20 protein-coding genes are annotated in these 16,426 nt (G+C 66.6%); 9 read left to right on the forward strand and 11 right to left on the reverse strand.

The window, feature by feature from the left end; genetic code table 11:
- Positions 1-5: 5 nt before the first annotated feature.
- The 8 genes from menE to A5771_RS19390 form a co-directional block, all read right to left on the reverse strand.
- Positions 6-1,106 (reverse strand): o-succinylbenzoate--CoA ligase, encoded by a 1,101-nt coding sequence (menE, locus tag A5771_RS19355; protein ID WP_064856813.1) that lies wholly within the window; start codon positions 1,104-1,106, stop codon positions 6-8.
- Positions 1,107-1,144: 38 nt separating this feature from the next.
- Positions 1,145-1,447 (reverse strand): DUF3349 domain-containing protein, encoded by a 303-nt coding sequence (locus tag A5771_RS19360; protein ID WP_064856935.1) that lies wholly within the window; start codon positions 1,445-1,447, stop codon positions 1,145-1,147.
- 91 nt (positions 1,448-1,538) lie between these two features.
- Entirely contained in the window at positions 1,539-1,826 is a 288-nt protein-coding gene (locus A5771_RS19365; protein WP_064856814.1) for a hypothetical protein, read from the reverse strand.
- Positions 1,823-3,106 carry an inorganic phosphate transporter gene (locus A5771_RS19370; RefSeq protein ID WP_064856815.1) on the reverse strand — a complete coding sequence of 428 codons (1,284 nt, stop codon included), beginning with the start codon at positions 3,104-3,106 and terminating at the stop codon, positions 1,823-1,825. Before A5771_RS19370 ends, A5771_RS19365 begins: the two co-directional genes overlap by 4 nt.
- A gap of 106 nt (positions 3,107-3,212) precedes the next feature.
- Positions 3,213-3,617 carry a VOC family protein gene (locus tag A5771_RS19375; protein WP_064856816.1) on the reverse strand — a complete coding sequence of 135 codons (405 nt, stop codon included), beginning with the start codon at positions 3,615-3,617 and terminating at the stop codon, positions 3,213-3,215.
- 13 nt (positions 3,618-3,630) lie between these two features.
- On the reverse strand, positions 3,631-4,500 hold the full coding sequence (locus A5771_RS19380) for an SDR family oxidoreductase (protein ID WP_064856817.1): 870 nt from the start codon (positions 4,498-4,500) through the stop codon (positions 3,631-3,633).
- A 104-nt stretch (positions 4,501-4,604) separates the two neighbouring features.
- Positions 4,605-5,507, reverse strand: a complete 903-nt coding sequence (locus A5771_RS19385) for a 1,4-dihydroxy-2-naphthoyl-CoA synthase (protein ID WP_064856818.1) — start codon at positions 5,505-5,507, stop codon at positions 4,605-4,607.
- Between the two features lie 88 nt (positions 5,508-5,595).
- The gene (locus tag A5771_RS19390; protein WP_064856819.1) at positions 5,596-5,793 is read right to left on the reverse strand and encodes a hypothetical protein; all 198 of its coding nucleotides are present in this window, start codon (positions 5,791-5,793) and stop codon (positions 5,596-5,598) included.
- Between A5771_RS19390 and A5771_RS19395 the strand changes: the two genes are divergently transcribed.
- The 9 genes from A5771_RS19395 to A5771_RS19435 all read left to right on the forward strand — a co-directional run bounded on the left by A5771_RS19395 (position 5,786) and on the right by A5771_RS19435 (position 12,811).
- Positions 5,786-6,607, forward strand: a complete 822-nt coding sequence (locus tag A5771_RS19395) for an amidohydrolase family protein (protein WP_064856820.1) — start codon at positions 5,786-5,788, stop codon at positions 6,605-6,607. The two genes, A5771_RS19390 and A5771_RS19395, sit on opposite strands and share 8 nt — an antisense overlap.
- An 85-nt stretch (positions 6,608-6,692) precedes the next feature.
- Entirely contained in the window at positions 6,693-6,887 is a 195-nt protein-coding gene (locus tag A5771_RS19400; protein ID WP_064856821.1) for a hypothetical protein, read from the forward strand.
- A 147-nt stretch (positions 6,888-7,034) separates the two neighbouring features.
- Positions 7,035-7,376, forward strand: a complete 342-nt coding sequence (locus A5771_RS23150; RefSeq protein WP_131808941.1) for a hypothetical protein — start codon at positions 7,035-7,037, stop codon at positions 7,374-7,376.
- On the forward strand, positions 7,373-8,647 hold the full coding sequence (locus A5771_RS22845; RefSeq protein WP_234783124.1) for a TNT domain-containing protein: 1,275 nt from the start codon (positions 7,373-7,375) through the stop codon (positions 8,645-8,647). Before A5771_RS23150 ends, A5771_RS22845 begins: the two co-directional genes overlap by 4 nt.
- A gap of 58 nt (positions 8,648-8,705) precedes the next feature.
- Positions 8,706-9,041, forward strand: a complete 336-nt coding sequence (locus A5771_RS22850; protein WP_064856824.1) for a hypothetical protein — start codon at positions 8,706-8,708, stop codon at positions 9,039-9,041.
- On the forward strand, positions 9,038-9,277 hold the full coding sequence (locus tag A5771_RS19420) for a hypothetical protein (RefSeq protein WP_109401219.1): 240 nt from the start codon (positions 9,038-9,040) through the stop codon (positions 9,275-9,277). Before A5771_RS22850 ends, A5771_RS19420 begins: the two co-directional genes overlap by 4 nt.
- A 110-nt stretch (positions 9,278-9,387) precedes the next feature.
- Complete coding sequence (locus A5771_RS19425; protein WP_131808942.1) at positions 9,388-10,593, forward strand: hypothetical protein; 1,206 nt, start codon at positions 9,388-9,390, stop codon at positions 10,591-10,593.
- A gap of 79 nt (positions 10,594-10,672) precedes the next feature.
- Positions 10,673-11,620 (forward strand): o-succinylbenzoate synthase, encoded by a 948-nt coding sequence (locus A5771_RS19430; protein WP_064856827.1) that lies wholly within the window; start codon positions 10,673-10,675, stop codon positions 11,618-11,620.
- A gap of 45 nt (positions 11,621-11,665) precedes the next feature.
- Positions 11,666-12,811, forward strand: a complete 1,146-nt coding sequence (locus tag A5771_RS19435; protein ID WP_064856828.1) for an LLM class flavin-dependent oxidoreductase — start codon at positions 11,666-11,668, stop codon at positions 12,809-12,811.
- A 146-nt stretch (positions 12,812-12,957) separates the two neighbouring features.
- Here A5771_RS19435 and A5771_RS19440 read toward each other — a convergent pair whose 3' ends face one another.
- The 3 genes from A5771_RS19440 to A5771_RS19450 form a co-directional block, all read right to left on the reverse strand.
- Entirely contained in the window at positions 12,958-13,701 is a 744-nt protein-coding gene (locus A5771_RS19440) for an SDR family NAD(P)-dependent oxidoreductase (protein WP_064856829.1), read from the reverse strand.
- A gap of 137 nt (positions 13,702-13,838) precedes the next feature.
- The gene (locus A5771_RS19445) at positions 13,839-15,818 is read right to left on the reverse strand and encodes a thiamine pyrophosphate-dependent enzyme (RefSeq protein ID WP_064856830.1); all 1,980 of its coding nucleotides are present in this window, start codon (positions 15,816-15,818) and stop codon (positions 13,839-13,841) included.
- A complete protein-coding gene (locus A5771_RS19450) occupies positions 15,808-16,290 on the reverse strand; it encodes a Rieske (2Fe-2S) protein (RefSeq protein ID WP_064856831.1) in 483 nt (160 codons plus the stop codon). The genes A5771_RS19445 and A5771_RS19450 overlap by 11 nt, the downstream gene beginning before the upstream one ends.
- Between the last annotated feature and the right edge of the window lie 136 nt (positions 16,291-16,426).

Below are 16,426 nucleotides of genomic sequence, written 5' to 3' on the forward strand. Positions count from 1 at the left end.
TCACATCAGCGAGAAAACTGACGTCCCAACGCTTTCCGATCCAGTTTTCCGATCCCCAACCGCGGCAAGTCGGCCACGACGTGCAACTCGCGCGGGGCGGCCGTGACGTCCAGCGATGCCGCGACGTGAGCGCGCAGCTCCTCCAGGGTCGGCGGCGTGACACCGGCCACCACCACCGCGGCCACCACCCGCTGGCCCAGCCGATCGTCGGCGGTCCCGAACACCGCGCAGTCCGCCACCGCGGGATGGGTCGACAACGCCGCTTCCACCGGCCCGGGTAGTACGGTCAGCCCCCCGGTGCTGATCGCATCATCGGCCCGCCCCAGCACGCTCAGGCGTCCCGAAGCATCCACGGCACCAATGTCGTTAGTGTGAAACCAGCCCGGTTCGGCGAACGGGTCGGGATCGACGCGATTGCGGTAACCGCGGGCCAGCGTCGAGCCGCCGATCGCGATCCGCCCGTCTGAGCCGATCCGTACCCCAACCCCCGACAGTGGCACGCCGTCGTAGATGCAGCCGCCGGCGGTCTCGCTCATGCCATAGGTGCGCACCACCCGCACGCCCGCACCAGCGGCGGCGTCCAGCACCGGTTGCGGCGCCGGCCCCCCGCCCAGCAGCACCGCATCCAGTTCGGCCAACGCCGCCGTTGAAGCGGGAGCCGCAAGCGCCTTGGCAAGTTGAGTGGCCACCAGCGAGGTATAGCGCCGCCCGGACCCGAGTGCCGCGACGGCCGCCGGAAGTCGGTCGATGTCGAAACCCGTTGCCACATCCAGCTGTACCGGGGTGGTGCCGGCCAGCAGGCTGCGCACCACGACCTGGATTCCGGCGATGTGGTGCGGCGGCAACGCCAGCAGCCAGCGGCCCGGCCCGCCCAGCCGGTCCTGGGTGGCGGCCGCGCTGGCCAGCAGCGCCGCCCCGGTCAGCAGTGCCCCCTTGGGCGTTCCGGTGGTTCCCGACGTCGTCACCACCAGCGCGACATCGTCATCGACCGGTTCCCCCACCCGCAGTGCCGCCAGGACTGAGGGATCTCCCTCGGAGGCGACCGGCGTCAGTGCGGCGTCGCGGCCGTCCAGGACGGCCTGCAGAGCGGGCAGCAGCGTCGACACCGCACCGTCGGAGGGGACGACCAGTGCTCGCAGGCCGGCTATGGCGTTCCTCCGCCGGTGGGGGCGTCGTCGAGCAGCCAGCCCTTGGCGGCCAACCGTTCCCGCACCCGGTCGATGTCCTCGGGGGAGGGCAGTTCGTTGGTGAGGCGGGCGATCAGCACGCCGATGTCGACGTGGTCGAATTCGCCGCGACCGATCAGTTCTCCGGCGACGGCCTTGACCTCGTCGTTGGTCAGCCGCCGCGACAACAGCGCCAACAGCGGGATGTAGTCGGTCTGCGGGACACCGTCGGGATATCCGGCGCGCAGCCAGGCAACGATCGAGGTGAGAAATTTGTTCATACCCGACTTCCCCGCGCTGACACCCGGCATGTCCAGACGATATTACGTCGAATGGAGCCCGAAGACGTTCGTCCCAGCCGCACGACCTGGGCTATGCCGGTTTTGCCCCGAGCAGATACCAGCCGAAGTGATGCCCGAGGAAGTCGCGGGCGATGAACAGCACCCCGACGACCACCACGGCCAGCACCAGCAGGAAGATCACCCAGCTGAGTGCGATCAGCGCCGGCCGCTTCGCGCTCGCGGTGCCCTCAGCGGTGTGACTGCTGCCGACGGCGTTGACCCGCACCCCGACCGCGAACAGCGCCGGTAGTGCTCCGCCGACCAGCAGCCCGAACACCAGGATTTTCAGGGTCGCGCTGTAGTTGAACCACTCGCTCATGACCGGACGACTTCGCGCGCGGCGGATTCGTCGTCGGTGACGACCGTCAGCTGCGGCACCTGGGGGGCGGCGTCGAACGCCGTCCGGAGGGCCTGCTCGACCAGCGGGCTCTGCGCCGGTACCGGCACGTGGCTGTCGAGGTCGGCCAGGCCGCCGGTCAGGCTGCCGTCCCACTCGGCGTTGACGTTGTTGTGGTCGATGCGCGACCGGCGCGACCGCAGCCAGATCGCCAAGATGGCGGTGATCAGCAGCGCTACGCCGATGATGATCCCGGGGAAGCCCCCGATCCCGTGCACCAGGCCGTAGGCGCCGGAGCCGACCGCGCCGGCCATCGGCAGCGTCACCAGCCAGGCTGACGCCATCCGGCCGGCGACGCTCCAGCGCACCTGGGCACCCGGCTTGCCGACACCGCTGCCCAGCACCGACCCGGTGGCCACCTGCGTGGTCGACAGCGAGTAGCCGAAGTGGCTGGACAGCAAGATGACCGCGGCGGCGGCCGATTCGGCGGCCATGCCTTGCGGCGGTTTGATCTCGACCAGGCCCTTGCCCAGGGTGCGAATGATGCGCCAGCCGCCGGTGTAGGTGCCGGCCGCCATCGCGAGCGCGCAACTGACGATCACCCACAGCGGCGGCAGCGTCGCCGACGTACTCACCGCGCCGTAGGACATCAACGCCAGGAAGATCACGCCCATGGTCTTCTGCGCGTCGTTGGTGCCGTGCGCCAGAGACACCAGCGCGGCCGAGCCGATCTGGCCGCGCTGGAACACCTTTTCGGAATGCTTCTCATCGACGTTGCGGGTGATGCGGTAGACCAGCCAGGTGCCGACGGAGGCGATCAAGGTGGCGATCACGGTGGCCACCACCGCCGGAACCAGCACCTTGGAGACCACGCCGCTCCAGATCACGCCGTGCCCGCCGACGGCGGCGATCATCGCCCCCACGATGCCGCCGATCAGCGCGTGCGAGGAACTGGACGGAATGCCGAGCAGCCAGGTCAACAGGTTCCAGACGATGCCGCCGACCAGGCCGGCGAAGACCAGCTCCAAGCTCACCAGGTGGGCGTCCACCAGACCCTTGGCGATCGTCGCCGCGACGGCGGTCGACAGAAAAGCCCCGAGCAGGTTCAGGCACGCCGACATGGTGACCGCCGCCTTGGGCTTGAGCGCGCCGCTGGCGATCGAGGTCGCCATCGCATTGCCGGTGTCATGGAAGCCGTTGGTGAAGTCGAAGGCGAGCGCCGTGACCACGACGATGATCAGAAGGAACAGATCAAGGCTCACGAGAGCATCACAGCGCCAATTCTGGCGACCGACGGTGCTGTTGTCTAACGATCACCCGCCCGAAATGCCGGTGTACTTCGAGACGTTCCGAAGTGTTCGCCTGCTGTTAACCTTCCGCGCGCTTGTCCTGGCGGGTGTCTCGGCGGAGCGGGTGCTCGGCGGGGACCTCCACGAAGATCAGGGTGGTGCCGTCGGGATCAGTGACATGCATCTCGTGCAGTCCCCACGGTTCGCGGCGGGCGGTTCGGGCGATTGGGACGCCGCGGCCCTCTAGCTCGGACTGGGTGGCGGCGACGTCGCGGACCTGCAGCCACAGCGCCCCCGGAAACGGCGCTTCCGGGCGCTCCGGGTTACCGTGGCCGGCCAGTTCGATCAGCGACTGCCCGGCGTAGAACACCATCCCGGCGCCGTAGTCGCGGGCGATGGCCAGACCGATCTCGTCGCGGTAGAACCGCAGCGAGCGTTGGTAGTCGGCCGGTCGGAGCAGCACCCGGCTGGCCAGAATCTCCATGACCTCGTGTCTATCACGTACCGCGCTGCATGACGGTGGTGACCAGGCCAGGCGCCATCACATCCAGCGCCCGCGCGGTCACCGCGATCCGCGGAGCGATGCGCACCGGCCGGCTGTGCGCCGCGGTGATCATCCACTCGGCCGCCTCGTGCGCCGTCAGCGCCGGACGGTTCTGGAAAGCCTTGGTCGGCGCGATCATCGGGGTCGCCACCAGCGGGTAGTACAGCGTGGTCGAATGCACGCCCTTGGCGGCCCACTCGGTTTCGATCACCCGGCTGACCGCCGACAGCGCCGTCTTGGAGGCGTTGTACACCGCGAACAGCGGTGAGGCCTCGGTCATCACGCCCCAGGTGGCGACGTTGATGATGTGCCCATCGCCGCGCTCGAACATCCCCGGCGCGATCGCGCGGATCAGCCGCAGCGGCGAGTAGTAGTTCAGCGTCATGGTCCGCTCGACGTCGTGCCAGCGGTCCAGTGATTCGGCCAGCGGCCGGCGGATGGACCGGCCGGCGTTGTTGACCAGAATGTCCACCCCGCCCAGCCGCTTTTCGACGTCGGCGGCGAGCGCGTCCACGGCGTCCATGTCGGACAGGTCGGCCGCGATCGCGATCGCGTCGCCACCGGCGGCGGTGATGCGTCCCACCACCTCGTCGAGCAGGTCTTTGCGCCGCGCCGCGGCGACGACCGTGGCGCCCTTCGCGGCAAACAGTTCGGCGGCGGCCTCACCGATGCCCGACGAGGCGCCGGTCAGCAGCACCCTCTTGCCGCGCAGGTCGATCTGTTTGGCCAGCGGCCGGTACGACAGCAGTTGCGGGGCGACTGGCGGGCGCATCGCGACCATGGCGGCCGCCTCGGTCAGGCGGCGTAACGGGCTTTTGCTCATGGATAGCCACTCTATGCGGTGGGACCGTTTGCCCCGAGCCTGTAGTTACCGTGCACGCCACTCGCACTTCTTCTCGCCAACTGCAGCCTCGGCGAAGCGCCCGCTCAGAAGTAGCGCGGGAAGGCGCTCCAATCCGGGTCGCGTTTCTCCAGGAACGCATCGCGGCCCTCGACGGCCTCATCGGTCATATAGGCCAGCCGGGTCGCCTCGCCGGCGAACAGCTGCTGGCCCACCAGCCCGTCGTCGAGCAGGTTAAACGCGAACTTCAACATCCGTTGGGCCTGTGGGGATTTGCCGTTGATCTCCTTGGCCCACTGCACGCCGGTAGCCTCCAGCTCGGCGTGGTCGACGACCTCGTTGACCGCACCCATGTGATGCATCTGCTCGGCGGTGTAGGCCCGGCCTAAAAAGAAGACCTCGCGGGCGAACTTCTGGCCCACCTGCCGGGCCAGATACGCGCTGCCGTAGCCACCGTCGAAGCTGCCGACGTCGGCGTCGGTCTGCTTGAAGCGCGCGTGCTCACGGCTGGCCAGGGTCAGGTCGCACACCACGTGCAGGCTGTGCCCGCCGCCGGCCGCCCAACCGTTGACCAGGCAGATCACCGGCTTGGGCATGAACCGGATCAGGCGCTGCACCTCCAGGATGTGCAGCCGGCCGGCCCGGGCGGCATCCACGGTGTCCGCCGTCTCCCCGCTCGCGTACTGATAGCCGCTACGGCCGCGGATCCGCTGGTCTCCGCCGGAGCAGAACGCCCAGCCGCCGTCTTTGGGGGAGGGCCCGTTGCCGGTCAGCAGCACCACGCCGACGTCCGAGGACATCCGGGCGTGATCGAGTGCCTGATACAGCTCGTCGACGGTGTGCGGGCGAAATGCGTTGCGCACCTCGGGGCGGTTGAACGCGACCCGCACCGTGGCGTCGGTGACATGGCGGTGGTAGGTGATGTCGGTCAGGTCGGCGAAGCCGTCCACCGGTCGCCAGATGCTCTCATCGAACGGGTTGCTGCTCAAGGCTTCTCCTCGTTGACTCTGCGGCCACCAGGCAAAAGTGCGAGTAACCCGCCTGGTCAGCGCAGAGTCAACCGTACGGCAAGCCGGGTCACGCACGTTTCGTTGACGGTGTCACCGAATCCAGGACGGCGGCGTAGCCCGGACCCTGGCCCGCTGCGGTGATCGCATCCAGGCGGGCGATGGCGTCGTCGCTCAGCACGATGTCGGCCACCGCCTGCTGGACCTTTTGGTCGCCGGAGTGGCCGCCACCGCATGAACCCGCGGCTACGGTGGGGACGATGACCATCGACGTGTGGATGCAGCACCCTACCCGCCGTTTCCTGGCCGACGACATGCTGGCGTCGCTGCGACGCTGGACCGGCGGGGCAATGCCCGACGATGAGATCCCCATCGAGGCCACCGTGGCCGCGATGGACAGCACCGGTGTGGATTTCGGTCTGCTCAGCGCATGGCGCGGACCCAACGGCATGGACCTGGTCTCCAACGACGAAGTCGCCGAATGGGTCCGGGCGCACCCGAGCCGGTTCGCCGGACTCGCCACCGTCGACCTGGATCGCCCGATGGAGGCCGTCCGCGAGCTGCGCCGCCGGATTAATGACGGGTTCGTTGGCCTGCGCGTGGTGCCCTGGCTGTGGAATGCCCCGCCCACCGACCGGCGCTACTACCCGCTGTTCGCCGAATGCGTCGAACTGGGCGTCCCGTTCTGCACCCAGGTCGGCCACACCGGCCCGCTGCGACCGTCGGAGACCGGGCGCCCGATTCCCTACATCGACCAAGTGGCACTGGACTTTCCCGAGCTGGTCATCGTGGGCGGGCATGTCGGCTATCCCTGGACCGAAGAGATGGTCGCCGTCGCCCGCAAGCACGAGAACGTCTACATCGACACCTCGGCCTACACCAGCAAGAGGCTGCCCGAGGAGCTGATCAGGTTCATGAAAACCCGAACCGGGCAACGAAAGGTGTTGTTCGGTACCAACTATCCGATGATCATGCACGATCACGCGCTGGACGGGCTGGATGATCTGGGGCTCGATGCCGAGGCGCGGGCGGATTATCTGCACGGCAATGCCGCGCGGGTGTTCAAGTTGGGGAGTGAGTAGCCGGCCGTCGCATTTATAGGTGACTGGCGGAACCGCCGTTAACCTTGCTAGCTTTCTGCTCAGAGCTCCAACGGGAGGTGTGAGCATGGCCTCGGTGCCGATCGATCCCGCGAAGCTATCGGTTCATCCGGCGCAGTTGCACGCCCAGGCTTCCCGGGTGGCCGACGCGACCGATGTGTCACGCACGTTCGCGGCCAGGCACGCTGGCTACGTGGGCGAATGCGCCGCGGCCTGGGCCGGGTCCTCTGCGGAAGCCCTGGCTGAGTTGAGCGCGCACTGAAAGGCTGCCGACGCGCGGTTGCACGGGCGGGTCGGGGCGTTCACCGAGGCCATGCGTGAGGGCGGCCGCCACTACACAGCGATGGAGGAGGAGCACGCCAGGATGTTCACCGTGCTCGTTCTCAGAGGAACCGGCGCTTCCTAGCGGATGACGATCACCACCGACGGCATCGAGAAGTGGAATCTCGAAACTCTGGACACGGTGTTCGAGATCGCCACGGAACGCGCCGCGCGCAAGGCCGACTTCGGTGCAGCGTTAGGCAGCGCCGGCAGCGGACTCAAGGACTGGGAAGGTCGCGGCGGCGACGCGTTCCGCCGAGAGTTGGGCAAGCACGGGCAGACATTGCCGATCACCAGAGTGAGGCGGCGGCGATCGCCAACGCCTTCTGCACCGCTCGGGCTGAGGTCTCGGCCTGTAAAACGGAGTGGACCTCGATCAAATCGGCTGCGGCAAGCAATGATTGGGCGATCAGTCCCGATGGACGGTTGAGCGGAAACGTCACCGAGAAGAAGCGCAACGACTTTGACACCCTGCAACGACGGCTGACCAAGCTGATGGCCGACGCAAGCAGGGCGGACCAGGATCTGGCCACAGCTATCCGGGCAGTGGTCGGTGACATCAAGGTCAACGCGGATGGTCGCGCGATGTTCGGCCCGCCGATGCCGGACGACGCCACGAAAGCGCCAGCCGGGAAGGCGCCGCTGACCGACGCGCGGAGGGCGGGTGACGCCTCCGGCGATCCAGCGGCTGGAAGCCTGCCCTGGCTGTTGAGCCAGGCGAAGCAGGGCGGTGGGCCCGTCCCCCCAGTGCCGTTAAACCCCAAGGACGTCGAGAGCTTCAAAGTAGCTGCTAGGCAGGTGCTGGCCAACGACGGTGTTCCGGCGGATCAGGTCGAGGCGCGGATCAATGCGGCCGTGGTCGCCGCCCAGCAGCCGCTGCCGCGATATATCCCCCCTGCACCGCAACGCGGACCGGCACCCGGGTTCGGCGACGGATTCGGTGACCGGTGGCGCGCCACCGAACACGGCGTCGAGAATCTGCTGGGACAGGGCGGACCGGGCGCCCCCGGTGTGCTGGAATCCTGGGGCGGAATGGCCAAAGGCATTGGCAGTGCCATGATCAACCCCGTCGGTGCAGGCTTCGCAGAAGTCAAAGACGCCCTCAACTCGCCGAGTCCCGCCTACTTCCTTGGAGAAAAGACCTTCGATGTCGGCTCCGCTGCCGCAACGCTCCCGTTCGCTGGGGAAGGTGCCATGGTTCGGGCGGGGCTTCCAGCTGAGGTTCTTACTCCGGGCGGCGCGCCCGCCGCAGTTTTGCGGGACTGGCATCCCACCGGCGGAATGCTGTCGGCGGAGTTTGAATCGCGGTTTGGCGCCCCAGAATCCCGAGCATGGCCTGGCAACGACGGGTTTCCACCGGGGTACGTCCCGCAACCGGCGCAGCTACCGGAGGGCACGATTCTCGACAGATTCGGTTCGGCAGGTGGTCGCTACCTCGCCCCCGACGGCACACCATTTGCGGATCGGTCCCTGGCCCCAGAATTGGTTGACGCAAACTACAATCGGTACATGGTTACCGGCGAGTCACTCCCGCCCGGTTGGCAAATAGTCGAGGGGCCAGTGCAGCCTTTTTACGGGCAGGCGCCGTCGCCTGGGGCAATGCAATACATGATCACTGCGCCAGATGGTGTCCAGCCAACGGTGCGGGAATTAGTAAAGTTAGGAATACTCGATAGTCATGGACCACCCCTCGGGCAATAAATCTACAGAACTTCAAATCGAAATTGATCGGTTATCGGAGCAATTGGGCGTTCGTTCCATGCCAGTCGGGCTGCGAACGGATGACGGGCTCAATATCTTCGTCGCCGACGATGGCTCGTGCCACTATGCCTTCTACGAGCGTGGGAAGCTTGGCTTCGACCGAGTCGGCAGCATAGATGATCTACGCTACTGGTACTGCGCTGATATCGTCACAGACGAAGCCGCAAAACGAGTCGGCGACCGCACCGAGCGTTTCAAACTTGAGTACGAAATATTAAGTCAATTCAGCACCGACTGGGCGAAAAGAAATGTCCGCGACACGGCGGCCATGTTTCGTAAGTATGGAAAGCCGCAGGATATCGCGCTGCTCCCTGATATCGGCGAGCCATTATGATGGATGTCGGCGTTAAATCCAACGCGCTTCAGATCGAAATCGATCGGCTGTCCGAGGAGGTCGAAGTCCGCTCCCTGCCGGTCGGACTGCGTACCAATGACGGGCTCAACATCTTCGTCGCCGACGATGGCGCCTTCGGCGAATACGTACCGCTCGAAGCCGCACTGGCTGGCTCGCCCGATCAGACCGGCCGCCTGCTGGAGCTGTTGATCGCCGGAGCGGCCGTCACGGGTTGACCGCGCCAGTGGGCAAGAGCCAGCAACCCCGCCTGGCCGAGCAAACCCCGCTAGGATAGGCAAGGTTAGCCTAAGCCGGGGGGCTTAGGCGGTAGTGCCGGGGGATGTCGGTGAGCGCTGTACTGGGGGTATCGCTGTCTGCGACGCGCGCGGGCGTGGTCGTGCTCGAAGGGATCGGGGCTGATGCGCGGACGGTGATCCGCGACGCGGTCGCCGTGTCTGCGGGAGGACTGGATGTCGTTGCGGACGCTGTCGCGCAGGCTGTGCGCACCGCAGCGAACCGCGGCTACCCGGTGCAGGCGGCTGGGCTGACCAGCACGACTGACGCCGAGCAGTATGCGTTGGACTTGGCAGGGCTGTTAACAGATTCGGATATTGCCGAGACCGTGATGTTCGAGCCGGCCGACGCTGTGGCGGCGCTGGCCGAGGTGGTCGCCTCGAGCAGACGATCTCAGCGCGCTACCGTCAGCCTGATCGCCGAGGACCAAACCATCGCGGTGCTGGCCGATGACCGAGACGGCGTGCACCATACCGCCGTCTCCGAGCACCACGACGACGACGCGGCGTTGGTATCGCTGGACCAACTCGTCGCCGACTGGGCACCAGGTGCGGTGTTCGTGATGGTCCCGCATGGCCTCGTGGCCGCAGGCTTCCCGCAGCGGCTTGAGCGCGCCGTCGCTCCGCGAACGATGGCGCTGATCGATGCCGAGCTGGGGTTGGCCCGCGGGGTGGCGCTCGCGGCCGGAAACGCAGCCCTCAACGGTGGCATTGTCGCCGAGGAGCCGACTGTTCCTATGCGGCAACGGCTCCACCGCGCCGATGCGCTGTTGGTAGCCGCCGTGGCGGTGACGTTGTTGCTGGCAGCGATGACGATCGCGCTGGTGCGCGGGGCTCTGTTCGGGGCCGAACCGCCGGCGCAGGCGAGTGTCGGCGCTTCCGGCAACGAGACCCAGCAGAGCCGACAGGCTCCACTGCCGCCCTCGTCCGCTGGGGCGCCGCCGGTTTCGGCAAGGGAGAAGGACTCCGTTGTGGTGCCACCGGTTTCGGCGCCGGCGCAGGCCGAACCTCACATCGCGGAAGCCGGTGAGGCGCACCTCCGAAAGATGACCGAGCCGCTCGCCGAATCAGCCCCGGCTCCGGCTGCCACACCCATAGGGTCTCCGCCGCCGCCGGAACCCGTCGAGGAACCGGCACCGTCGCCCATCCAAGACGCGATCGCCTTTGTGGAACAGACGTTGGGGATCGATGTCGACAATGACGGTCTGATCAATGGTCGCCCAGCAACACCGGCGCCGGACCCCGAGCACGCTCCGTAGCGGCCATGACCTAACCAGTTTGCGGGCCCGGTCCGACATCCACCTGGCGCACGCACCAGCCGACCGGCACCATAGACCGATGCCGCCCCTTGACGACATCCTCGACCGCCTGCATGTAGTGGCGTTGCCGATGCGCGTCAAATTCCGCGGCATCACCGTTCGCGAACTGGCGCTGCTCGACGGCCCGGCCGGCTGGGGCGAGTTCGGCGCCTTCCCCGAATACGAACCCCCCGAGGCGGCGCACTGGCTGGCGTCGGCGCTCGAATGCGCTTACCACCAGCTGCCGCAACCCCTCCGGGACCGTATCCCGATCAACGCGACCGTGCCCGCCGTCGACGCCGGTCAAGTCCCCGACGTGCTCGCACGATTCCCCGGCGCGAAGACCGCCAAAGTCAAAGTCGCCGAGCCCGGCCAGAGCCTGGCCGACGACGTCGCCCGCGTCGAGGCCGTCCGCGCGCTCGTGCCCACCGTGCGGGTCGACGCCAATGGCGGCTGGACCGTCGAGCAAGCAGCGCAAGCCGCAAAGGTGTTGGGGCCACTGGAATATCTGGAACAGCCCTGCGCCACCGTCGCCGAACTCGCCGAGCTGCGCCGCCGCATCGACACCCCGGTGGCCGCCGACGAGAGCATCAGGAAAGCCGAGGACCCGCTGGCCGTCACCAAAGCGGGTGCCGCCGACATCGCGGTGCTCAAAGTCGCACCGCTGGGCGGTGTTTCAAAGCTACTAACCATCGCCGACCAGATCGGCATCCCGGTGGTGATCTCCAGCGCGATCGACTCCGCGGTCGGCATCGGTGCCGGCTTGCATGCCGCCGCCGCACTGCCGGACCTGCGGCACGCCTGCGGGCTGGGCACCGGATCACTGTTCATCGACGATATCGCCGAGACGCCACCACAAACGGACGGCTACCTGCCGGTGCAGACCATCACCCCGGACCCGGCCCGACTGAACGCACTAGCAGCTCTACCGCAGCGGCGGCAATGGTGGATCGAGCGAATCAAGGCCTGCTACCGGCATTTGGGGTAGGCGCCTACCCTAGGCGGGCCGACGCGGCCGGCGCACACTGCGCACATGTCTGGATTCCGCGTGGGCATTCAAGAGGGTATCGTCGCCGCTCGTCCGACGGTCGACGCTTTCACCAGGGCCAACTATCTCGGGGCGGTGGCGAGTCGGGTCGACTCGTTCTGGGTGCCCGACCACCTCAACGCACTGTTCCCCCGAGCGCTGTGGCAGCCCAAGTACGCCGGCGCCGCCAAGGTCATGCCGTCGGTGGACGCCTTTCTGGAACCTTGGACCATGCTCGGGCATATCGCCGCGCGCAACCGGATCGGCCGCTTGAGGCTCGGCACCTCGGTGACCGACACCGGTCGGCGCAATCCGGCGGTCACCGCGCAGGGCGCCGCGACACTGCATCTGCTCACCCGCGGACGGGCCATCCTGGGCATCGGCACCGGAGAGCGGGAAGGCAATGAGCCCTACGGCGTGGAGTGGTCCAAGCCGGTCGCCCGGTTCGAGGAGGCGATCGCGACGATCCGCGCGCTGTGGGATTCCCATGGCGAACTGGTCAACCGGGATTCACCCCATTTCCCGTTGCGCAACGCGCTCTTCGATCTACCGCCCTACGGCGGCAAGTGGCCGCCGATCTGGATTGCCGCGCACGGGCCTCGCATGCTGCGCGCCGTCGGTCGCTACGCCGACGGGTTCTATCCCGCCGCGCCGCACCAACCGCAGGAATACGCGCGGCGCCTCGACGTTGTTCGCGCGGCGGCCTCCGACGCGGGACGCGACCCCAGGTCGATCGTCCCGGCCCTGTGGATGGGCGTCGTCACGGGCCGCAGCGCCGCGGAGGTCGACCAGGCACTGGAATCCGAAATGATCAAAGCATGGGCACTGAACGCAACCGACGAGTTCTTCGCCCAGCACGGCGCGCAGCACCCGTTGGGGATCGGCTTCGGCGGCGGCCAGGACCTGTTGCCGCACGACTGGGACGAGAATACGGCGCTGTCCTACATCAAGGACATTCCGCGGGAAGTCTTGAGCGAAACGCTGCTCGCCGGCACGCCCGCTGAGATCGTCGACCGGGTGGCGGAGTGGCGGGACTGCGGGGTGCGCTACATCGTGTTGGCGAACTTCAGTGCGTTCCAACGCAGCCTGCGCAACGGCATGGCCGCCAACGTGCCCTTCTTCAAGATCATCAGGGCACTCAAAAGGCTCTGACGCTTACACGCTGGGCAGTCGCGCGTCGATCCCGTTCGCGATCGTGACCGCCTCATCACTGACATAGAGTTTGCACGCCAGCACATCGATGGCGACGTTGTTGGCCACGCGCAGCGCAGTCGCCCCGCAGCAGTGGATCGCCGATATCAGAATTGGCTGGCGCCACCATCGACGTAGATCTCTGAGCCGGTCATGAAGGTGCTGCCGTCGGAGGCCAAAAAGGTGATCACGTTACCGATCTCCTCCGGCTGTGCACGCCGCTTCATCGGCACTGTGGAGGTCACCGCTGCCAGTGCGTCGTCGGCACCGTCGAAGAGTTCGGCCAGGCCCGGTGTCTCCGTGAGCCCTGGAGCAACGACGTTGACGCGGATCTTCCGGTCGACGAGTTCTGCGGCCCAGCTGCGGGCCAGCGACCGGATCGCGGTCTTGGACGCGGCGTAGACGCTGGTGCCGGGCGATGCCTTCACATCGCCGGAGGAGCCGCACAGGATGACCGATGCGCCTTCGTTGAGCAGCGGAAGGGCGGCCTGCACCGTGAAAATGATCCCGCCGACGTTGGTGTTGAACGTCTTGGCGTAGTGCTCCCAGGTGATCTCTTCCAGGACCGCGATCTCGGCGATACCGGCATTGGCGAAGACGATGTCGAGCTTGCGTCCCGTGGCCTCGATGGTGGATGCGACGCGGCGGAGATCAGACGGCTTGGTCACGTCGGCTCGAATGTAGCTGGCCTGACCGGTTCCGATGCCGGCGACAGCATTTTCGAGGGCGTCTTCGCGACGTCCCACGAGGAAGACGTAGGCCCCCTCTTTAGCCAGAGCACGCGCCCCGGAGAGACCTATGCCCGACGTTGCTCCGGTGACGAGCGCAGTCCTACCTGCCAGGAACGACATGCGAACCTCCAGGCTTTGTACCGTTCGGTTGCCCGCTGTTCGGGTATTGCCGGTTACGTTCTCGGGTGGCACTCATGGTCCGATCCTTCCCTTGGGGTCTGAGGAGTCGCGCATGTCATCGACAAGTGCTGCGTCCGCTAATGGGCACTGGGATGGGCAAGAATCTCGACCAGTGCTGGCCCGCGGTGGTTGAAGGCTTCCGCGATCGCTGCATTCAACTCGGCGGGATCGGTGACCCGCCTGCCGTAGGCGCCGCAGCTTCGGGCGTAAGCGGCGAAGTCGGGGTTGTGCAGCGATGTCTGCCAGACCTCGTATTCGGAGGCCCGCTGCTCCTGGCTGATCTTGGCGAGTTCGGCGTTGTTGAGCAGAATATGGGTGATATCCATGTCGTATTTCACTGCGGTGGTGATCTCGGCGAGGTATTGCCCGAATCCCCCGTCGCCGGTGACGGCGACAATCGGTCGGTCGGGGGCTGCGGCCCAGGCACCCATGGCGGCAGGAAATCCGAAGCCGATCGAGCCGAGATACCCGGACATTAGGACAGACTGCTCTTTGGCTTCGAAATATCGACCGAACGAGTACGCATGGTTGCCCACGTCAACGGCGAGAACGGCGTTCGCCGGAACCAGGTGGTTTAGCTCTTGAAAGATCGTTGCGGGAGCCACCCCCTCATCGGGGTTCTTCGCGGCCCGGCGGGTCTTATCCGCCCGCCACACCGACCAGCGTTGAGCGACTTCTGGACGCTGGTCGACCAGTGCCGGATGGAGGCGCACATGTTCCCACAAGGCGGAGGCAGTCACCCCCACGTCGCCGAGCACGGGAACCGCCACGGGTCCGAAACGACCGAGGGCCAGCGGGTCGGTATCGACTTGGATGGTTGGCTTGTAAGGGGAAATGCCGGTGTGGTTGGAGAAAGACGCGCCGAATACCAGCAGCAGATCGGCCTTGTTCATCATCCACGAGGCGACCGGCGTGCCGGAACGGCCCAGCACACCGCAGGCCAGGGGATGTGCGTCGGAGATTTGGCCCTTCGCCTTGAACGTGGTCAACACTGGCGCGTGCAGGCGTTCGGCCAGTGCAACAACGCCCGGCATGTCGAACTTCGAGCCGGCACCGACCACGATCACCGGTCGGGTGGCGCCCTCTATCGCGTCGAGGGCCTGCGCGAGTGGTACGGCGGGGGGCGCCACCCGGAGGTCGGGCATCCGACCCTCCGGCCCCAAGGACCGAACGTTGGGGGCCGCGATAACTTGCACCTCGTCCGGCACGACCAGGTGGCCGACACCGCGTTCGAGGATCGCGTGTTTGAGCGCCAGAGTCATCAACTCCGCGTGATCGGAGTTGGCCCGCACCATCGTTGAATAGACGGCAACGTCGGCGAATGCCGCAAGCAGGTCGATGTCTTGAAAGGCGCCCTTGCCCGCGACCGACGAGTCGACGTTTCCGGATAGCGCGAGCACCGGGGCACGGTCGGATCGTGCGTCGTAGAGCCCGGTCAGCAGGTTCGTCGAACCCGGGCCGGCGATACCGAAGCATGCCGCGGGCCGGCCGGTGAGTTTCCCGTAGGCGGCGGCGGCGAAGGCCGCTGCTCCTTCGTGCCGGATGCCGAAGTACCGGATTTTCCCCGCGGTTTCTGCACGGTGCAACGCCTCGGCAATGCCAAGGTTGGAATGACCGACCATGCCGAAAACCGTGTCCACGCCCCAATTGGTCATCGTCTCGACCAGCACATCGCTGATCGTCCGATTGGGTGGGCTGGGTTCGGGAATCCCGACGTAGACGCCGTCGTCGCGTGCTTCGACCGGGTAGGTGGGGACATCGAAATCCGGTCCGCCTGCGGCCATACCGGTGAAGGGGTCGAAATCGAAGCCATGCCATGGACAACGGATTTTGTCGTTCTCCACCGTTCCTTGCCCGAGCGGTCCGCCCTGATGCGGGCAACGGTTGTCGATAGCGCCGTACCGACCGTGCAGCTTGGTCAGGGCGACGGTCTTCAGGCCCGCCGGGCAGGCCGTGACTTCGCCCTCGTCAAGGCCGTCGGACTCGGCGACCTTGTGCCAGCGCACTTCCCGTTGCTGATCATCGGCCCCGGCGGGCGAGGTTTTTTCAACAGTCACAGTGGTTCAACTCCTGCGTAGGGGACCCCGCTGAGGTAGGCGAAGTGTGTGTGACGAAGGGTTCCTCGGCGGTGTCCGCCGGCTTGATCCACGCGCCCTGGTAGCCGTCGTCGTCATAGGTTTGTGAATTGGCTTCGGCGAACTCGGTCAGCGTGGACCTGTCGACATACACCGAGTCATCGGATACCCAGGCCGGAAACTTCGTCAGGGCGACCGATGGGTTGACCGGTGAGACGCCGGTGTCGACGGCGTAGCGCCAGCCGTGAACCGTGCACACCAGAACGTCTCCGTCGACATGCCCGTCGGCCATGAGGGCCCCGCGATGAGCGCAGCGCCCGTAAAGCGCGGAGACGTCGTTGCCGCGGAGGATCAGGACAAGGTCCACGCCGGACACTTTCGCGGCGAATGGCTCGCGCTCAGCCAGGTCTGAAAGCGATGCCACTCGCAGGCCGGTTGTCGACTCGGGCGTCATGATCGTGGCTGCTCCTAGTAGGTGACTGATCAAAAGTGCTTCTGTTTCAACCCGGCTAAGGTTCTACCTGACGATACGGAACGGTCCGTCTCGTGTCAAGACGGACCGGTCCGTCTTGTTGTATGCGTCGGACCCC

The organism is Mycolicibacter sinensis (genome assembly GCF_001667375.1).
Classification (GTDB): Bacteria; Actinomycetota; Actinomycetes; order Mycobacteriales; family Mycobacteriaceae; genus Mycobacterium; species Mycobacterium sinense_A.